The following is a 17,949-nucleotide window of genomic DNA, read 5'->3' as shown; positions in this document are numbered from 1 at the left end:
TAACTTTACTTGCTAAATTTGAAAATGCACATTTGTTTGGCTAGTAATATGCTTATAGTTAGTGATATTGAATAGGGTATTCACTTTGTACATCATGTACTAAAAGTAGACAGGTGTCGCTTGATGATACCGCCTGTTGTAAGCGGGATTTGTCTTGCTCATTAAGATTATTGATACAAGCAACCACATAACTGCAAGTTTTGTTTTGTAACGCTTTTTCAATAGTTGATATTAAGTTTGCGTTATTTAAATTTGCTAGATGAACAACTTTGTTTTTATCTAAACCTGCGATATTAATCCATGAACGCTTTAACATTGGTCGGTTAGAAAGCCACAATTGCCATTTTTTAGCTTTGTTAAGTGATTTTAATAAAGGACGTTGTTGTTGTAATACTTGTTGAAAAGGTGATTCAAAATTAATCGCTATAAGTTGTTGTGTTGAATGTTCAATAAGCATAATAATCTCGATACTGTTTTTATATACAGTGTATGTTAGTACAGTATTTCCCGCTTGTAAACTTTATTTTGATTGGTTTTTATATTATTTACAACTATTCAACTTTAAGAACGTAACCATTGGTATGACAATATCCCTAAAAAAGTCATTAAAACAGAACCAATTACATGTATAAATAGGGTTGCCAATCCCCAAGATATTCGACCTTCTTGTAAAAAGTTGACAATTTCGGCTGAAAAGGTTGAAAAGGTTGACAGACCACCACAAAAACCCGTTATTACAAGTAATCGCCATTCGGCTGAAAGATTAGAGTGATTAAAGAAAGCAATAGCAAAGCCAATAATATAACCTGCAACTAAATTAGACAGTAGTGTGCCTAGCGGAATTACAAAAGCAATAATATTCAATTTAAGCGATAAAAACCAACGCAATAAACCACCCGCCACAGATCCGAGTGAAATGGCTAAAATAAGTTTCAACATAGATAATCCTTAATTAGCAAAAGCGAAATCTAACCGCATTAAGATAAAATGCAACTTTTTACATACAATAATTAACACTTTAAGGTAAACATCACATTAATTAACAAAAAATTTAGTCATTATTATAACGATAGAAGATAGAAACGAATATCATTTTATCCAAGTTTTATTTTTGTTTTTTTATTGAATAATAATAAATAAAGGCAGAACTTAATATTATTTGCCTACACAATTAATTTAATCATTAGGAAATTATGATTTGATTAGGCTAAAATAGCCATTAAAAATTGATATAGCAAAGGGGAATATTGTGTTTACGGGAATTGTACAAGGCGTGGGTCAAATTATTGATATTAAAGACCAAGATAAATTAAGAACATATAAAGTCAAATTACCGCATCAATTAACCGATAAAATTGAAATTGGTGCTTCAATTGCCAATGATGGCTGTTGTTTAACTGTGACAGGTTTTGATAAAGATGTCGTGTCTTTTGATATTATGGAAGAAACCCTAGCATTGACCACATTAGGTGATAAAAAAATCAATGATTATGTCAATATCGAGCGTAGCGCTAAATATGGTGACGAAATTGGTGGACATGTGATGTCTGGGCATATCTCTTGCACCGCAACCATTATTGATATTCAAAAAACCGCAACCAACTGCCATATGGCGTTAAAGTTGCCACCACAGTTTATCAAATATATATTATATAAAGGCTTTATTGGAATCGACGGCGCTAGTTTGACCGTTGGTGAAGTTAACGATAATTACTTCCATATCCATTTAATCCCTGAAACACTTGCAATTACCACATTAGACGCTAAAAAAGTCGGAGATAAAGTCAACATAGAAATTGACTCACAAACTCAAGCCATTGTTGATACGGTTGAACGAGTATTAGCAGCAAGAGAATGATAATATTAATCGAATTTGTGTCAGATTTAAGCTAATTTGTGCCGATTATAGATTGAAAATTCCTTATGATGGCTTTTATTTAATAGTCAAAAGAGGCTAACATACGTATTTTGTACAAAGCGAAAGCCATTATTTATAGTACATTATTATTGAGCACAAGTTGCAGTTATGCGACACAATTACAATTAACTAGCACTGATCTTATCGATAACGGGTTTACTGCTTGGTTTATATCCAATCAATTTGGTTGCTAAGGTGAAAATATATCCCCGCAAATTTTATGTCAAAATCTACCCAAAGCGACAAAAAGTTTAGTATTAACTATGTATGATCCTGATGCACCAACGGGTTCTGGTTGGTGGCATTGGGTGATTGTTAATATTCCTGTACAAACCTCGTTTATTAAACAATCAGCAGGAAATAATCCCAATTTATTGCCTAAAGGAATTAGTACGTAATAATTTTGGCGTGATAAATTACGGTGGTCCGTGTCCTCTCTTTAGATTACAGTAAATATCGCGAATAATTCCTACAAGTCAGTTGATATAATTACTTATCCTTATAATTTAAATTGAAATTCTTGATAAAAAAAGTAAAAAAATAGGTGCAGAAATGAGTAAAACAACGTAATTTGTCTGCTTAAATTGATTATCGTTATTAATTACAAAACAAACATTCATAAATTTTAAGTTGGTTTAAATAGTTAGGATCTGGATGTCATGGGGTCGTCTGTTGGTAACTTTTTGCTATCTAGCATCGTATAAAATATATCATGTTCAAACTGAAAACCAAAAAATTGTTGTCAGCGGTTTAGCAAAATGCTTTTTAAATGTGGTAATGATTCACTTTACGCTAAATGCATTTAAAAATAATCTGGAAGAAATCAAAACCGAGACCGATCCAATACAAAAAGCTTTTCTACTTTATGATTTAACCTCGAGTTTAATCGCTATTGCAGGCATGGCGGCCGAAGTTGGCGGACATATTATCAAAATGGCAACAGCTATGAACGCACTTAAGATGACTAACTTTTTAACACGTCATCCTTATGGCGAAAGTCGACTAACACCACCAAAATTGAAACTCGCTTATGGCATGAAGCAAGTTTTTTATATTGCAGATAAATTTGTCAATTTTGTTGGTAAGGGACTTACTATGTTAGCAATAGTTGACGGTGCGATAGAGGTTTTAAAAGGGGCTAATTTATTTTTTAATGAGGAAGATGGTATTGCGGGTGTTTCCAAAATTGTGGGAGGTTTAGCCATAATTGTTGGTTCAGCAATGGCATTAAAATTGGTAACTTTAACACTTCCAGTAGCGATGGTACCAGTAATGGGGGTTATTGTTACTGTTGCAGGTGTTATTATTATTTATATTTCCACATTGCTAGAGCGCTGGTTTGCCCGCTGCGGTTTTGGTATTGATAATGGGCGTTACCCAATGACAATTGCTGGATGCAAACAAGCGCTCAATGATTTTTCGGTATTGATATCAGGCATATCACCGCAATTGCGCTTTGCACAGCCCGATAAAAATCAAGAAATTTTACTAGCTGAATTTATATATCGCTCGCTTTATCTTGATATGACCATTCATGACTTCGATATGGAAAACGATAAATTAGCATTTATCGTCACTATTATGGATAAAAGAAACCCAGACTTAAAGGTGAAAATACAACTTAACCATAATAATATAAGTAAAAAGCTGGAGCCAAAACTCCTTGAAGATAGTTTGAATATCCTATTATATGGTCGTCCCTATATTATATTCACCCACGATAAAGGTAGGATGTTTAAATATCAATCAGAAGAGGTTGAGAACGATAATAGTGATTACACATTAAAACCAGTAAAAGGCACTAAAACCAATCTGGTTATTCGCTTTAAGCTGGCCGAGGTAAATTATAAAGCCATTACATCATTACTCTATACCGTTGAACTTAACTATAAAAAACCCGATATCATAAATGGCGACCAAATAGAAGAGTCACAACCGCTTCATCAATTTTATGAATTTGACGGTTATGGGATCATGCTTTTAAACCACAAATAGATTATAAAGGAACAAAAATATGCCATCACGCTATCAACCGCAACTATCAGGCTGGAAAAAAGACCTAAGTAAAACTAGTGGTTTGGGCATTATCAGCGAAGCAAACTATATAGCTTGTGCTAATGATAACTATCTGGAAATTTATCGTTATAGAAAAATTGGTGCGACAAGTGCTACATTTTTCTTAATATTATATTTTAATTTAGCTTTTTTTATGTTGTTTTTTCATTTTTGGTTAGGAGTCGAATTTATATGGTGGATTACTTTTATTTCTTTTTTTATGATCATTGTGCTTAGCATTATTTGTTATCACACTCTATTCAATTTTCTTTTTGCCTATTTTGCCCCCTTTAGCAATCCTATTCGCTTTAATCGCAAAACAGGTAAAGTCTATCTTTACGAAGCAGTGGCAATGAAATGGATGTTTAAACTCTGGACACCACTTAACGCATTCAAGGATTTAAAAAAATACCAAATCAAAGTTTATGACTGGGCTGACTTTCATGCGGTATTACAAAGTTCAACAGGTGCCTTTGCTAGTGGTGGTACAATTGAACACCATATATTACTAGGTGTAGCTTGTAAGCCAAACAGTCATGAACTGATTGAGTATATCTATATTGGTGAAACCAACCAATTTGCTTATGCTTGGAACTGGATCAGCCACTTTATGGAGTATGGAACGGACAGGCCATTAAATAAAGCGGGTTTAAGATATATAGATTACAGCCGAGACGAAGCCAAAAGTTTTATGGATGTTGAACCACGCATTACAGTCACCTCAAAGCAAATTGAAGGATTAGACAAAGCCTCGAAAGCCGGCTCCAAAGAAGAGCTAGCCCAAATTGAACAAGAATACCAACTTAACGATACAGTTTATCTTGTTTATTAATAATGAAGTAATAATTAAAAAAATAAGTTATAGAAGTTATTCAGGCGCTTGCTGGTTTTTTACTTAAACACTATGATTTCCTGAAACTTTTTGATAAGAATTGGGCTGTTTTTTTGTTTAGGTAATATGTGTGACAACCATTGTATCAATCAAAAATTTACCAATCCTAGCCCACAAACATATGAAAAAGTAAAAAGCATATTACGCATGTTTAATGCGAAACGATTTTAGATATAACGCCTTATGCATTTTTATAGGGTTATTTTAATCATGAAGTGTAAATAATTCGGCATTTTTTTACATATACCTTATTGTTGTAATCAATTTTTATAACATAAAGTTTACAAATATTAAGTGAATTGATACGATGCAATCCATTTATCATTCTTTATATTAATTATGGCTTATCTTATTTTTGTAACAATTATTTGGTCGTTTTCGTTTAGTTTTATTGGTGTTTATATCAGTGGACAGGTTGATACTTGGTTTGCTGTAGTTATGCGTGTTTTGTTAGCATTTATTACCTTTTTACCTTTTTTATGCTTTAGAAATATTAAGCTTAAAACCCTATTTCTTTTAATGGGTGTTGGGGCTTGTCAATTAGGGATTATGTACTTTTTTTATTATAATTCCTTCCAATATATTTCAGTACCTGAAGTACTGTTGTTTACCATTTTTACACCTATTTATGTCACGGTTATTTATGATTTACTGCAACGTCATCCATTAAGATTGAGTTACCTTTTTACGGCAATAATAGCAGTTATTGGTGCCGCTATTATTCGTTATGATCATATTAGTGCAAACTTTATTATTGGCTTTTTATTAATTCAAGGGGCTAATATTGTTTTTGCCTTAGGGCAGGTTGGTTATAAAAGAATTATGGAGATATATCCAATGCCTCAACATCAGGCTTTTGCTTGGGTTTACTTTGGGGCGGTAATTGTGGCAACAGTAGGTTGGTTGCTTTTTGGCGATGCATCAAAATTACCTACAACTATTTTACAATGGAGCATTATTATCTGGCTTGGCGTAGTGGCTTCTGGCATATGTTACTTTTTATGGAATTTTGGTGCGACAAAAGTGAATTCGGGCACTTTGGCTATTATGAATAATGTGGTTATTCCAACAGGGATTTTGGTGAATGTGGTGATTTGGCATCAATCAATAGACTGGGTACGCTTTATATTAGGTAGTGTAGTCATTATGTTGGCACTATTGCTACACAACAAAGTTAAAATTGCTCATTAAGTTAAGAACAATAATCTGTAGGAATTATTCGCGTTATTGACAGTAATTTGAGAAACGGCCGTCATAAATAGACATAAAAAAACAGAACTAACGCCAAATCAAAGATTGGCAATATGGGCTTAATTATAAAGAAAAATAACCGTCACTGATTTGGCTAAGCGTTTTGGTGAGTCGCCCGACCATTTGTAACCTGCTAAAAAAACTGATTGAAGCTATTTGTCTTCTTAACCAGTAGCAATAAACGCTATAAAACCATTAATTATGGAATTAATTATCTGATTAAAAATGAAGAATCGATTGAAGACAAATTAAGATGGCAAGTTAAATATTCATTTTTCAGGTTATATGTTTTGTAAAAAATATTCAGGATTCTATACCGTTTGGTGATTAATTAAGACTCTGCAGTATCTTATTTATTAGGTTAAAAAGATAGAAAGTAATTTATTCACTTTTATAATATGGTTAAACCACATAAGGTGATTTTAAGTAAAACACTTTATGCATTGTTAGTGGATTATTTGAATCATGAAGTGTAAGCAATCTGCTGTTTTGATACAAATAAGCGTTTAAGGTAAATGTGTCATAATTGATAAAATTAACGGCGTTGTAATAGAAGATAGCGTCGTTGATATTAATAAGCTTGAAGCAATAGGGCCTTGCAACACTTCAAACTGCCTTGCCATCATATAACAATTTATCGCAATTGAAACCGAACTGAGTAATACCACCACTTGCAATTCTAAAGTTGGTAGTCCAATGAGTTTACTTAAAATATAAGTAACAATAGGTAACACAGTCAATTTTAATGTGCAGATAGCTGTTGTAATTAAAAGTTTATCGCGAATTTTATATTCAGCCAGTCCCATTCCTAAAACAATTAATGAAAGAGGAGCGGTCATCTCACTCACCATTTTGGTTGATTTATCGATAAAGTTAGGTAATGGTAAACCAATAAAATTCACTACAATGCCTGTAAAAATTCCAATAATAATGGGATTTTTTGAAACATTTTTAAAGGCTTTAACAAGCCCTTTAGTTGAACATTTTCCCATGTGCACAAATTCAATAGAAACCGTCGCAAGCGTCCATAAAATTAACGCATTAAAGATAACGATAATGGCAACAATGGGAATAGCATTATCGCCTAATAACATTTTAATAATAGGAATACCAACAAACACGGTATTGGTGTAAATACTACCCATAGCAAACATTGTACTTTCTGAACCATTTAACTTAAATAATTTAGATGCAATTAGGCAACCAATCGCAAAGACAATAAAGGATCCTCCAAAAAAGACGAATAACAGTTTTATATCGATTTGCGAATGTTCAGAAAAATGGCTCATGATCTGAAATAGCATGATGGGAAATGCAATATAAAAGGTAAATTTGGTTAAGCTATCGGTGACTGTTTTTTGCCAACGGCCTAGTTTAACTGCTAAAAAACCTAATAAAATTAGCATAAAAAGGGGCAGGGTAGATAAAAACTGCGCCCATAATGTAGTCAGAAATTCCATCGTTATTATTTTATTGATGATTGCGTATGAAGTACCATTCTAAGTCAGTTGAGCGTTTTGAATCAAATTGATAGCCCTCTAGATTAAAACTTTTAATATCGTCACTCTTTTCAATGCAATTTTTTATAATGTATCGGCTCATTAGTCCGCGTGCTTTTTTTGCATAAAAACTGATAACTTTATAGGTATCTTTGCTTTGATCTAAAAAAATAGGCTGAATTATAGTTGCATTTAATTGTTTTGGTTTGATCGCTTTGAAATATTCGTTTGAGGCTAAATTGATTAATGTGCGATGTGATGTTTTGGCTAGTTCACTATTAAGGTGTTCTGTTAATTTATCGCCCCAAAATTGATAAAGATTAGTGTTACTACCATTTTTTAAGCGGATCCCCATTTCTAACCGATAAGGTTGAATTAGGTCAAGTGGTCTTAAAATACCGTAAAGACCTGATAATATTCTTAAATGGGATTGTGCAAACTTTAGATTTTTATCAGTAAAATCTTCAACATGTAATCCTTCATAAACATCACCTTTAAAAGCAAGTATAGCTTGTCTTGCATTTTCAAGATTAAAATCACTATGCCAATCTTTAAATCGCTCATAATTAAGTTCGGCTAATTTTTTGCTAATAGACATTAAGTTAGCTAAATTCTCAACACTTAGTTTTTTGCAATCTTGAATAAGTTTTTTAGTTGAGTCAATAAATTGAGGAAGTGTGTAATTTTGGGTTAATAATGGAGATTGGTAATCCAAAGTTTTCGCCGGAGAAATAATTGTTATCATACGTATTTGGCCTATTGTGTTTTGCATTAAATAGGTTTATTTTACCTCTAATTCAACTCAAAGGAGTAGCAAAATGAACATCGATAAAAAAGAAATACATGATATTAAATCTTGGGCTTCTGTTCGTGAAACCTCGATTGAAATTGCTGAGGCTATTTTTGAGCTAGCTAACCATGATGAAAAACTTGCCGAACAAATTTGGTCAGAAGGTAGTGATGAAGTGTTGAAAATTGCGTTTTCTAAAACCAAAGCCGATAAGTTGTTCTGGGGTGAGCAGACTATTGAACGTAAAAATGTTTAAATCTTTATGAATTTGACTTTTTTAGGGACAAGTGCTGGTTCCCCAACATTACAACGCAATGTGAGCAGTATTTTATTGGATCTTAGGCAAGAGCGGGGTAAGTTCTGGCTTTTTGATTGTGGTGAGGCAACTCAGATGCAAATGCAAAAAGCCAAGTTTAGTCTTGCTAAACTTGAGATCATTTTTTTAACACATCTGCATGGCGATCATCTGTTTGGACTACCAGGTGTTTTAACTTCCCGTTCCTTGATGCAGAATCAATCGCCTTTAACATTGATTGCTCCGAAAGGAATTAAAATTCTTATCGAAACTGTTATTGAAATTAGTTATTCTTGGTTAACCTATCCTCTTAACATCATTGAGCTTGAAGAAAATTGTACCGTTTTTGAAGATAATCAGTTTCAAGTAGAAGCAAAATTATTACAACATCGTGTACCGTGTTTTGGTTATCGTATTATCGAAAAAGATCTACCAGCTCAGCTTAATATCGATAAATTAAAGCAAGATAATATTCAGGCTGGTCCTTTTTATAACGATCTTAAAAATGGTAAAACAATTACACTTGATGATGGGCGAATAATTAATGGTACAGATTACTTAGGTCAAATTAAAAAAGGCCGAAAGTTAGCAATTTTAGGTGATACTATTCCTTGCCAAACCTCAATTGATCTTGCTAATGATGTTGATTTGCTTGTTCATGAAGCAACCCAAGAACATGCTTTAGTTGATAAGGCTATTGAACGTGGTCATTCCACCACTATACATGCGGCAATGATTGCCCAAAAAGCTAATGTCAAAAGACTTATTATGACTCATATAAGCCCAAGATATAATTTGAATAACAATAAAAAGTTAGTTAATGAAGCAAAAAGTGTTTTTGCAAATACTGAAATCGCTACCGATTTTGCAACTTTTTTCATTTAGTTAAATTTATTTTATAAAATTTCGCCGATGTTATTTTATCGGCGAATAAAAAAACAGATTAAAGACAAAAATCCTTAATTAGTTGTTCTATTGTTATTTTAGTTGGTTTTAAAAAGTCCATTGAAATAAACTCATCGGGCTGGTGTGCTTGTTCAATTGAACCAGGGCCTAATACAATCGTTGGTGAAATTTGGTTTAGGTAGGGTGCTTCTGTGCTGTAGTTGACAGTTTGCGCACTATGACCGACTAATTTTTCAATATGTTGTAATGCTGGATGATCTTTTTTACATTCGTAGCCCGGAATTGGCGTAACCTCGTATTGTATCTCGATTCGATTTGGGTATTTATCCATAACAGGTTGTAGTGCATCGCAAAGTGCATGATAAAGTGAATTAACATCGTTATCGGGCAATGCACGAATATCAATCACAAGCTCACAACAACCACAAATACGGTTGGCCGCATCGCCACCATGAATAACACCTAAATTTAGGGTAGGGTAAGGTACACTGAACCCGTCATTATGATATTGTTCTTTAAATTTTTGTTTTAGCACTAACAAGCGTTCAATGACTAAATTCATCACTTCGATAGCGTTAATGCCTTTATCGGGATCGCTCGAATGTCCTGATTTACCAATCACTTTAATGGAATTAGAGATAAACCCTTTATGTGCGCGAATTGGGATTAACGATGTTGGTTCACCAATGATAGTGCAGTCAGGTTGTAGTTTGGTATTCTTGGCAAAAAATGCCGCACCAGCCATTGATGTTTCTTCATCGGCAGTGGCAAGGATATAAATGGGTTTAGTTAACTTTTTAAGATCAATATCACGCAGAGCCTCTAAAATAAAGGCAAAAAAGCCTTTCATATCAGCGGTGCCAAGTCCATATAACTTATTATTTTCTTCTGTTAATTTAAAGGGATCTTTAGTCCACTGCCCATCGTCAAACGGAACAGTGTCACTGTGTCCACTTAACAATAACCCACCTTGTGTTTTATTTTCGCTGTTTGAATAAGTAGCTAACATATTATATTTATGGCGAGTATTAGGAACGGGTTGGATATCAATAACAAAACCTAAATCTTCAAACCAACTGGCTAACTTGTCGATGAGTGGTTTGTTAGAATAATCTAATTCCTCATTAGTAACGTTACTAATTGTAGGTGTTGAAATTAATTCATTATACAGTGTTAAAAAAGATGGTAGTGTCATAAATTCACCTTTAAATGACAAATCGAAAATATACTTTTAATAATGTTATAAGCATACCATTTACATTATTTTTTGCATATAACTAACCATGTTGTTTCAATTAATGTTTTATGTTTTGATAGTATTCAATATGTACATTAACTAATGCATAGTTAGCTGATTATGATTTAAATTGACTGCTAAATTTGTTGAATGTGGTGTTTTTTTATGATTTTTATTCATGTTTTAGATAAGCATTTTATATAATAGGAGGAAGGGGAATAATTATATGAAAAATAAACAAAACAATATCATAAAAGTACGGCAAACATTACCTAATAATGTAAGCTTTATTGCAGAAAAAATCGATTATTTAGATTGTCAAAAAAAAGATATTTCTAAAAAATTGACAGCCTATGAAGCTTATAAAATGATGACATCTTATCAACCTAGATGGCTAAAAATACTCTTTAAAATAAGGGATTGTTTAGTGAAATTAATCGGCGTCAAAGCGATTAATGGATTCGATAGTTATGCGGAAAATGAGCATCAACGAGATGAAAGCAATATGGCACATTTCTTTACCATAACAGAGAAAACCAACGATAAACTCACATTAGTTGTAAAAGATAGCCATTTAGATGTTTGTGTTTGTATTCGGATTATAGGTAACGGCAATGACATAAATAAAAATACAGTATATTTAATTGCATCAGTTAAAAATCACAATATCTGGGGAAAATTATATATGTTACCTGTTGCTATTTTGCATCCCTATATTGTTAATAAATTATTTGAAAATATAAAATAATAAGTCTGTTATTATAAAGAGTTTATCAATTTGCAATGGGCATATCAGCTTTATTGCGTAATATAGTGATGTTATTAATTCCAAATCTATAAATAAAACTACACTGCTTAAATTAGAATTTTTAGCTTTTATTGCGATTGTTTTATGAACAGATTTTATTTGACATAAACATTTGATACTATTTAATCAATGCAATTAATTAGGCCATAACGATTTGTTATCTCGTTAAAATTTATTATGAATCGTTTTAAAAAATAAGGTGTTATATGAAAAATATAAGCAGGAAATGGATTGTTATTGCAGTTGTTATTATTGCTATTATTTTTATTTTATGGCAGCAATTAAAAACTGATGGGTATGGTTCAGATTTTATTAGTGGCAACGGACGTATTGAAGCGACTGAAATCAATATTTCAGCTAAATTAGCTGGTAGAATAGAAAAAATTAATGTTGATGAGGGCGATTTTGTTAAAGCAGGTCAAGCTTTAGTCGTCATGCAAACTGATACCTTACAAGCACAACTTAATGAAGCCCAAGCACAATATCGCCAAGCGGTTAGTAATGAAGCAAGTGCTAAAGCGCAAGTGGCATTAAAAATGAGTGATAAAGTCGCAGCGCAAGCAGGTGTAAGTCAAAAGGAAAGTGACTTAGATATCGCCTCAAAACATCTACAACGAACTACTGCCCTATATCAAAAAGGTGCAATATCTATTCAACAATTTGATGATGATACTGCTAAAGTAAACAATGCTAAAGCAGCACTAGATTCTGCCAAATCACAAGTTACTGCCGCTGATGCGGCGATTGCTGTAGCTGAAGCGGGTGTTGATAGCGCCGCATCGGCAATTAATGTTGCCAGCGCTAATATTAGAAGAATTCAAGCTGATATTGATGATAGTACTTTAATAGCTCCTGTTGATGGTCGTATTCAATATCGCATTGCTCAGTTAGGCGAAGTTTTACCGTCGGGCGGTAAAGTACTAAATTTAGTTAATTTGTATGATGTTTATTTAACTTTCTTTTTACCTGAAACTGTTGCGGGTAAGGTGGGTATTGGTGATGAAGTGAGATTGATTTTAGATGCACTACCAGATAAAGCAATTTCTGCAAAAATATCGTTTGTATCAAGCGTTGCGCAGTTTACGCCTAAAACAGTTGAAACTAAAGATGAGCGTCAAAAATTGATGTTTAGAGTAAAAGCGCAATTAAGCCCTGAATTATTAAAATGCTTTATTAATCAAGTTAAAACAGGTTTACCAGGCGTGGCTTGGGTAAAACTTGATCCAAAAGCTTCTTGGCCGTCAGGCTTAGCTGATGTTGCAAAATGTCCAACAAAATAATTGGGGATAGCATATGTCAGAATCCGACAATAAAGATTTAGCTTTATCAACCGAAGCTAAATCGTTCGATGATGCAGTGGTAAAAATTAGTGATGTATCACTGCATTATAAAAAGAACCTTGCTCTTGATAATATCACTTTAGCTATACCGCCAAGATGTATGGTTGGATTGATAGGACCAGACGGTGTTGGAAAATCAAGTTTATTATCATTAATTGCTGGTGCGCATGTTATTCAAGATGGGTTAGTATATGTACTTGACGGTGATATGAAAGATAAAACACACCGTAAAAATGTTTGCACACGTATTGCTTATATGCCGCAAGGGTTAGGTAAAAACCTTTATCCTACTTTATCCGTTGAAGAAAATTTGCAATTTTTTGCTCGTTTGTTTGGTAATGATGCGGCTGAGCGTCGTCGCCGTATTGATGAATTAACGCGTAGTACTGGATTATATCCCTTTTTATCAAGACCAGCAGGGCGGTTATCTGGTGGTATGAAGCAAAAGGTTAGCTTATGTTCTGCGTTAATTCATGATCCGGACTTGTTAATTCTTGATGAACCCACAACGGGAGTCGATCCACTTTCCAGAGCCCAATTTTGGCTGTTAATTAACAAAATTCGTAAACAAAGACCGCAAATGAGTGTGATTGTGGCAACCGCCTATATGGATGAAGCCCAAAATTTTGATTGGTTGGTTGCGATGTATGGCGGTAAAATTCTTGAAACTGGTACACCAAAATCCTTACTAGCTAAGACAGGAAAAGATAATTTAGATGATGCATTTATTCAGCTCATGCCAGAAAGCGCCAGACAAGGTTATCAAACTGTCCAAATTCCAACCTTAGATCTTAATAAAGATTTGCAAATAGCTATAGAAGCAAAAGATTTAACAAAACAATTTGGTAATTTTATTGCCGTTGATCATGTTAATTTTTCAATTAAACAAGGTGAAATATTTGGCTTTTTAGGCTCAAATGGCTGTGGTAAATCAACCACCATGAAAATGTTAACCGGTTTATTACCGATTTCATCAGGTGAGGCATGGCTATTTGGTAAACCTGTTGATGCCAGTGATATTAATGTTAGGCGTCATTTAGGATATATGTCTCAAGCATTTTCTTTATATAGTGAGTTAACAGTCAAACAAAATTTAGTTCTACATGCGCGTCTGTTTGGTATTGAAGAAAGTAAAATACCTGCTCGCGTTGAAGAATTACTGAAACGTTTTGGTTTAGAACAAGACGCAGAAAATCTGCCCGATAGTTTACCTTTAGGGGTAAAGCAACGGCTTTCATTGTCAGTTGCCGTTGTGCATAATCCGCAAATTCTTATCCTTGATGAACCAACATCAGGCGTTGATCCCATTGCTCGCGATGATTTTTGGCGTTTAATTATCGAACTTTCTAGAAAAGATAAAGTAACGGTGTTCATCACAACTCACTTTATGAATGAGGCCGCAAGATGCGATAGAATTTCATTAATGCATGCAGGTAAAGTATTAGCAAGCGATACACCAGATAACATTATCAGCTCCAAAAATGCTAAAACACTAGAAGAAGCCTTTATTAACTATCTTGTTGATGCAGGGGCTGATGATAGCAATACAGAAGAACACTCTGTTGAATCACCAAAAGAAATCCTCAATCAAGCAACAAAAACAATACCAAATCATCACCGTCAAGGATTTAGCCTTACCCGTATGATAGGTTGTCTATGGCGTGAGACTCTTGAATTATCTCGCGATCCTTTGCGAGCATTATTAGCGTTATTAGGTTCAGCAATTTTAATGTTGGTTATGGGATATGGCATTACGATGGATGTTGAAGATCTGCGTTTTGCTGTGCTTGATCGCGATCAAAGTGTGATCAGCCAAAATTATACTCTAAATTTGTCAGGATCTAAACGTTATTTTATTGAAAGGATACCTATCACTGATTATAACGATATGGATGCGCGGTTACGCAGTAATGACATTGCTTTAGCGATTGAAATCCCGCCAAATTTTGGTCGTGACATACAACGAGGCGATCCCGTTGATATTGCCATTTGGATTGATGGGGCAATGCCACTACGTGCCGAAACAATCAAAGGCTATGTGCAAGGCATGCATCTTGCTTGGTTAAGTGAAAAAGTAAAAGAAGTAACCGGAAAATCCTCAACTAGCTTGGCAAATATAGAAACAAGATACCGCTATAATCCTGATATCAAAAGCTTACCTTCCATGGTGCCGGCGGTAATACCTATTTTATTATTAATGATTCCATCAATGTTAGCGGCTTTATCGGTGGTGCGTGAAAAAGAGATGGGATCGATTATCAATTTATATGTAACACCAGTATCTAAAGCTGAATTTTTGCTAGGCAAACAAGTACCTTATATCATTATTTCTATGTTTAGCTTTTTATTATTGTTATTTATGGCAATCACCATTTTTGGTGTGCCTGTAAAAGGAAGCTTGTTTACTTTGTGCTTAGCTGCATTTGCTTATTGTATTATTTCAACGGGTTTTGGTCTGTTGGCTTCGACGGTCACCCGTAGCCAAATTGCCGTTATCTTTTTAACTTGTGTTGGTACAATGCTACCAGCAATTCAATTTTCGGGATTGCTCAACCCTGTCGCATCCTTAGAAGGTGGCGGTCGTTATATTGGAGAAGTATATCCAACAACGCATATGCTAATTATTGCTCGTGGTGTGTTTAATAAAGCGCTTGGTTTTATCGATCTACATAATTCAATATTTGCTTTATTGGTCACAATCCCTATTGTGTTGGGTGCCAGTATTTTTCTTCTTAAAAAACAAGAAGGATAGATATTATGCAGAGTTTAATTAATATTTATCGCTTAGGAATTAAAGAGTTATGGGGGTTATTGCGTGATCCTATCATGTTGCTATTAATTGCCTATTGCTTTACCTTTGATATTTACATTGCCGCAACAGCTACTTCTGACTCGTTACATCATGCCTCGATTGCCGTTGTGGACGAAGATAACTCCCCCTTATCAAGACAAATTATTACAGCCTTTTATCCGCCAATGTTTAATACTCCTGTTAAATTATATTCAATGGATGATGTCGATCGTGGTATGGATACGGATAATTATACGTTTGCTTTAAATATTCCGCCTAATTTTCAGCGTGATGTGCTAAATAATCAAAGTCCAGAAATTCAACTCAATATTGATGCAACCCGAATGGGGCAAGCGTTTGTCGGAAATGGTTATATAACACAAATTATTACTGGTGAAGTGACTGAATATGTCAACCGTTACAATAAGGTAACAAATTTACCCGTTAATATACAAGTACATACCGCTTTTAACCCTAATTTAACGCGATCTTGGTTTGGTTCGGTCATGGAAATTATCAATATTGTGACAACACTATCTATTATCTTAACTGGTGCCGCTTTAATGAAAGAACGCGAACATGGTACGATTGACCATCTTCTTGCTATGCCTGTTACTCCCTTTGAAATTATGATATCCAAAGTATGGTCAATGGGGCTTGTGGTATTAATATCAACCTGGGTAGCGTTGTTACTTGTTGTTCATAGTTGGCTAAATGTACCAATTGCAGGTTCGGTAACCTTATTTTTGATAGGTGCAGCATTACATCTTTTTGTGACAACGTCACTTGGTATCTTTATGGCAACAGTAGCCAAATCCACTGCGCAATTTGCAATGTTACTTATTTTAATTTTGTTACCACTACAAATGCTATCAGGGGGTAGTACTCCGCGAGAAAGTATGCCAGAAATTGTGCAAAATATTATGATGTTTACTCCGACTACGCATTTTGTTGAATTAGGGCAGGCAATATTGTATCGAGGTGCTGGCTTAAGTGTGGTTTGGACTTCGTTTGCATGGTTATTGGCAATTGGTACCGTTTTCTTTTTAATTGCTTTAAGGCGGTTTCGTAGCTCAATTGTGAATATGGGATCATAATATCCCATATTTTATTGCAAAATTGGTACTATTATATTTTTAGTCACAGTTACTATTTATTGTACTTTTAAATATATGCAATATTCGTTGCTCAAGCTGATAATTTTGTTGAACTGGATTTACGGTAAAGTAAATCAGCTATTATTAGTTGATAAGATACCGATTGGTTTTCCTTCTAATTTAGGATTAAAGACGCGTTCGCATGAAACATAAAAATTATTACAATCAATCAACCCAATCATACAGCGCTCGTTTTCGTAATGAATGGTGTGTATTACAATACCCCAAATATGTACCTCTTTTCCAGTCAAATATATAGGCTGAAAAAGCTCATTACCCGACAATAAATAAGGTTGATCATCAATTGTTCCCAAACATTTACAAGTAAGTTCACCATCAACAGCTGCGATCACAATATCATCAATTCACCATTAAAAATACCATAGCCAATCATAGCGTCGCCTGCTACTTTAATATAATATGTTGCGCTAGGGTGTTTTACTGAATATTTTGTTAAATCAAGTTTCGTTTCTAAATAAACATCGGCTGGTGAGGGGAATCCTGCTCTGACTGGGATATCGACCAAAGATAAGTGATTTTTGATAGTAGCATCAGCGGTACCAATTACAAGACAATATTTACTCAAGAAAATTCTCCTAAAAACCAACGTATAAATTTACACCACATCACAAGATTCGTGATAAAATACGGGTGAATGTATAAATATACAGTATAAAATTTTTGATTCAATAAAAATCAGTGTAAAAAAATAGAAATAGAGTAAAAATCATTGCGTCTCTTTGTTGTAATTATTAGATATGCAATCATTATTGATATATTTAGACTGATAGTTGAGTGGCGTATTTTATATTGTGGTGATTGATAAAATAGTATCTCCTAATTAAATTGATACAATTTGTATTACCGATTTTACAATGCTACATAAATGATTTACATTGTATTAAAATTTTATTAATTAATTTAAAACATATTTCACAGTATCTTGAATTATTTATTCACTGCCATATATATAGTTACTATTAACATGATTTTTAAGTAGTAAATTAAAT

General features: G+C 33.8%; 16 protein-coding genes and 2 pseudogenes. 11 read left to right on the top strand and 7 right to left on the bottom strand.

Going from position 1 to position 17,949, the window contains the following annotated elements:
• Positions 1-58: 58 nt before the first annotated feature.
• Both A9G24_RS08695 and crcB read right to left on the bottom strand, forming a co-directional pair.
• Positions 59-457, bottom strand: coding sequence for a cell division inhibitor SulA (locus A9G24_RS08695; protein WP_065638660.1), 399 nt, complete (start codon positions 455-457; stop codon positions 59-61).
• A 104-nt stretch (positions 458-561) separates the two neighbouring features.
• Positions 562-939 (bottom strand): fluoride efflux transporter CrcB, encoded by a 378-nt coding sequence (gene crcB / locus A9G24_RS08690; protein WP_065638659.1) that lies wholly within the window; start codon positions 937-939, stop codon positions 562-564.
• Between the two features lie 310 nt (positions 940-1,249).
• On the opposite strand from crcB, the gene A9G24_RS08685 reads away from it, so the two are divergent.
• The 5 genes from A9G24_RS08685 to A9G24_RS08670 all read left to right on the top strand — a co-directional run bounded on the left by A9G24_RS08685 (position 1,250) and on the right by A9G24_RS08670 (position 6,056).
• Positions 1,250-1,858 carry a riboflavin synthase gene (locus A9G24_RS08685; protein ID WP_065638658.1) on the top strand — a complete coding sequence of 203 codons (609 nt, stop codon included), beginning with the start codon at positions 1,250-1,252 and terminating at the stop codon, positions 1,856-1,858.
• A gap of 263 nt (positions 1,859-2,121) precedes the next feature.
• On the top strand, positions 2,122-2,316 hold the full coding sequence (locus A9G24_RS12725) for a YbhB/YbcL family Raf kinase inhibitor-like protein (protein WP_141673127.1): 195 nt from the start codon (positions 2,122-2,124) through the stop codon (positions 2,314-2,316).
• Positions 2,317-2,572: 256 nt separating this feature from the next.
• Positions 2,573-3,913: a hypothetical protein gene (locus A9G24_RS08680; protein ID WP_065638657.1), complete on the top strand. Its 1,341-nt coding sequence runs from the start codon at positions 2,573-2,575 to the stop codon at positions 3,911-3,913.
• A 19-nt stretch (positions 3,914-3,932) separates the two neighbouring features.
• Complete coding sequence (locus A9G24_RS08675) at positions 3,933-4,805, top strand: DUF6708 domain-containing protein (RefSeq protein WP_065638656.1); 873 nt, start codon at positions 3,933-3,935, stop codon at positions 4,803-4,805.
• A 399-nt stretch (positions 4,806-5,204) separates the two neighbouring features.
• A complete protein-coding gene (locus A9G24_RS08670) occupies positions 5,205-6,056 on the top strand; it encodes a carboxylate/amino acid/amine transporter (RefSeq protein ID WP_065638655.1) in 852 nt (283 codons plus the stop codon).
• Positions 6,057-6,622: 566 nt separating this feature from the next.
• Here A9G24_RS08670 and A9G24_RS08665 read toward each other — a convergent pair.
• Entirely contained in the window at positions 6,623-7,576 is a 954-nt protein-coding gene (locus A9G24_RS08665; RefSeq protein ID WP_065638654.1) for an AEC family transporter, read from the bottom strand.
• A gap of 10 nt (positions 7,577-7,586) precedes the next feature.
• Entirely contained in the window at positions 7,587-8,360 is a 774-nt protein-coding gene (yaaA, locus tag A9G24_RS08660; RefSeq protein WP_065638722.1) for a peroxide stress protein YaaA, read from the bottom strand.
• 73 nt (positions 8,361-8,433) lie between these two features.
• Here yaaA and A9G24_RS08655 point away from each other — a divergent pair, with 73 nt between their 5' ends.
• On the top strand, positions 8,434-8,661 hold the full coding sequence (locus A9G24_RS08655) for a YccJ family protein (RefSeq protein ID WP_034910542.1): 228 nt from the start codon (positions 8,434-8,436) through the stop codon (positions 8,659-8,661).
• 6 nt (positions 8,662-8,667) lie between these two features.
• Positions 8,668-9,585, top strand: a complete 918-nt coding sequence (gene rnz, locus A9G24_RS08650; protein WP_065638653.1) for a ribonuclease Z — start codon at positions 8,668-8,670, stop codon at positions 9,583-9,585.
• 58 nt (positions 9,586-9,643) lie between these two features.
• On the opposite strand, the gene argE is transcribed toward rnz, so the two are convergent.
• Positions 9,644-10,801: an acetylornithine deacetylase gene (gene argE / locus A9G24_RS08645; protein ID WP_065638652.1), complete on the bottom strand. Its 1,158-nt coding sequence runs from the start codon at positions 10,799-10,801 to the stop codon at positions 9,644-9,646.
• 268 nt (positions 10,802-11,069) lie between these two features.
• Here argE and A9G24_RS08640 point away from each other — a divergent pair, with 268 nt between their 5' ends.
• From A9G24_RS08640 to A9G24_RS08625, 4 genes are all read left to right on the top strand, one after another.
• Positions 11,070-11,591 (top strand): DUF2867 domain-containing protein, encoded by a 522-nt coding sequence (locus A9G24_RS08640; protein ID WP_065638651.1) that lies wholly within the window; start codon positions 11,070-11,072, stop codon positions 11,589-11,591.
• 266 nt (positions 11,592-11,857) lie between these two features.
• Positions 11,858-12,931, top strand: coding sequence for an HlyD family secretion protein (locus A9G24_RS08635; RefSeq protein ID WP_065638650.1), 1,074 nt, complete (start codon positions 11,858-11,860; stop codon positions 12,929-12,931).
• 13 nt (positions 12,932-12,944) lie between these two features.
• Positions 12,945-15,743: a ribosome-associated ATPase/putative transporter RbbA gene (rbbA, locus tag A9G24_RS08630; protein WP_065638649.1), complete on the top strand. Its 2,799-nt coding sequence runs from the start codon at positions 12,945-12,947 to the stop codon at positions 15,741-15,743.
• A gap of 5 nt (positions 15,744-15,748) precedes the next feature.
• Positions 15,749-16,879, top strand: a complete 1,131-nt coding sequence (locus A9G24_RS08625) for an ABC transporter permease (RefSeq protein WP_065638648.1) — start codon at positions 15,749-15,751, stop codon at positions 16,877-16,879.
• A 140-nt stretch (positions 16,880-17,019) separates the two neighbouring features.
• On the opposite strand, the pseudogene A9G24_RS13245 reads toward A9G24_RS08625, so the two are convergent.
• Positions 17,020-17,121 (bottom strand): annotated as a pseudogene (locus tag A9G24_RS13245) (Y-family DNA polymerase); the annotation flags it as partial.
• A gap of 90 nt (positions 17,122-17,211) precedes the next feature.
• Positions 17,212-17,465: pseudogene (locus tag A9G24_RS13240) on the bottom strand (S24 family peptidase); the annotation flags it as partial.
• Between the last annotated feature and the right edge of the window lie 484 nt (positions 17,466-17,949).

Origin of the sequence: Gilliamella sp. App6-5 (assembly GCF_001690525.1) — a bacterium.
GTDB classification, from domain to species: domain Bacteria; phylum Pseudomonadota; class Gammaproteobacteria; order Enterobacterales; family Orbaceae; genus Gilliamella; species Gilliamella apicola_H.
The sequence above is the reverse complement of the archived record's forward strand: the minus strand, read 5'-3'. Positions and strand labels throughout refer to the sequence as shown.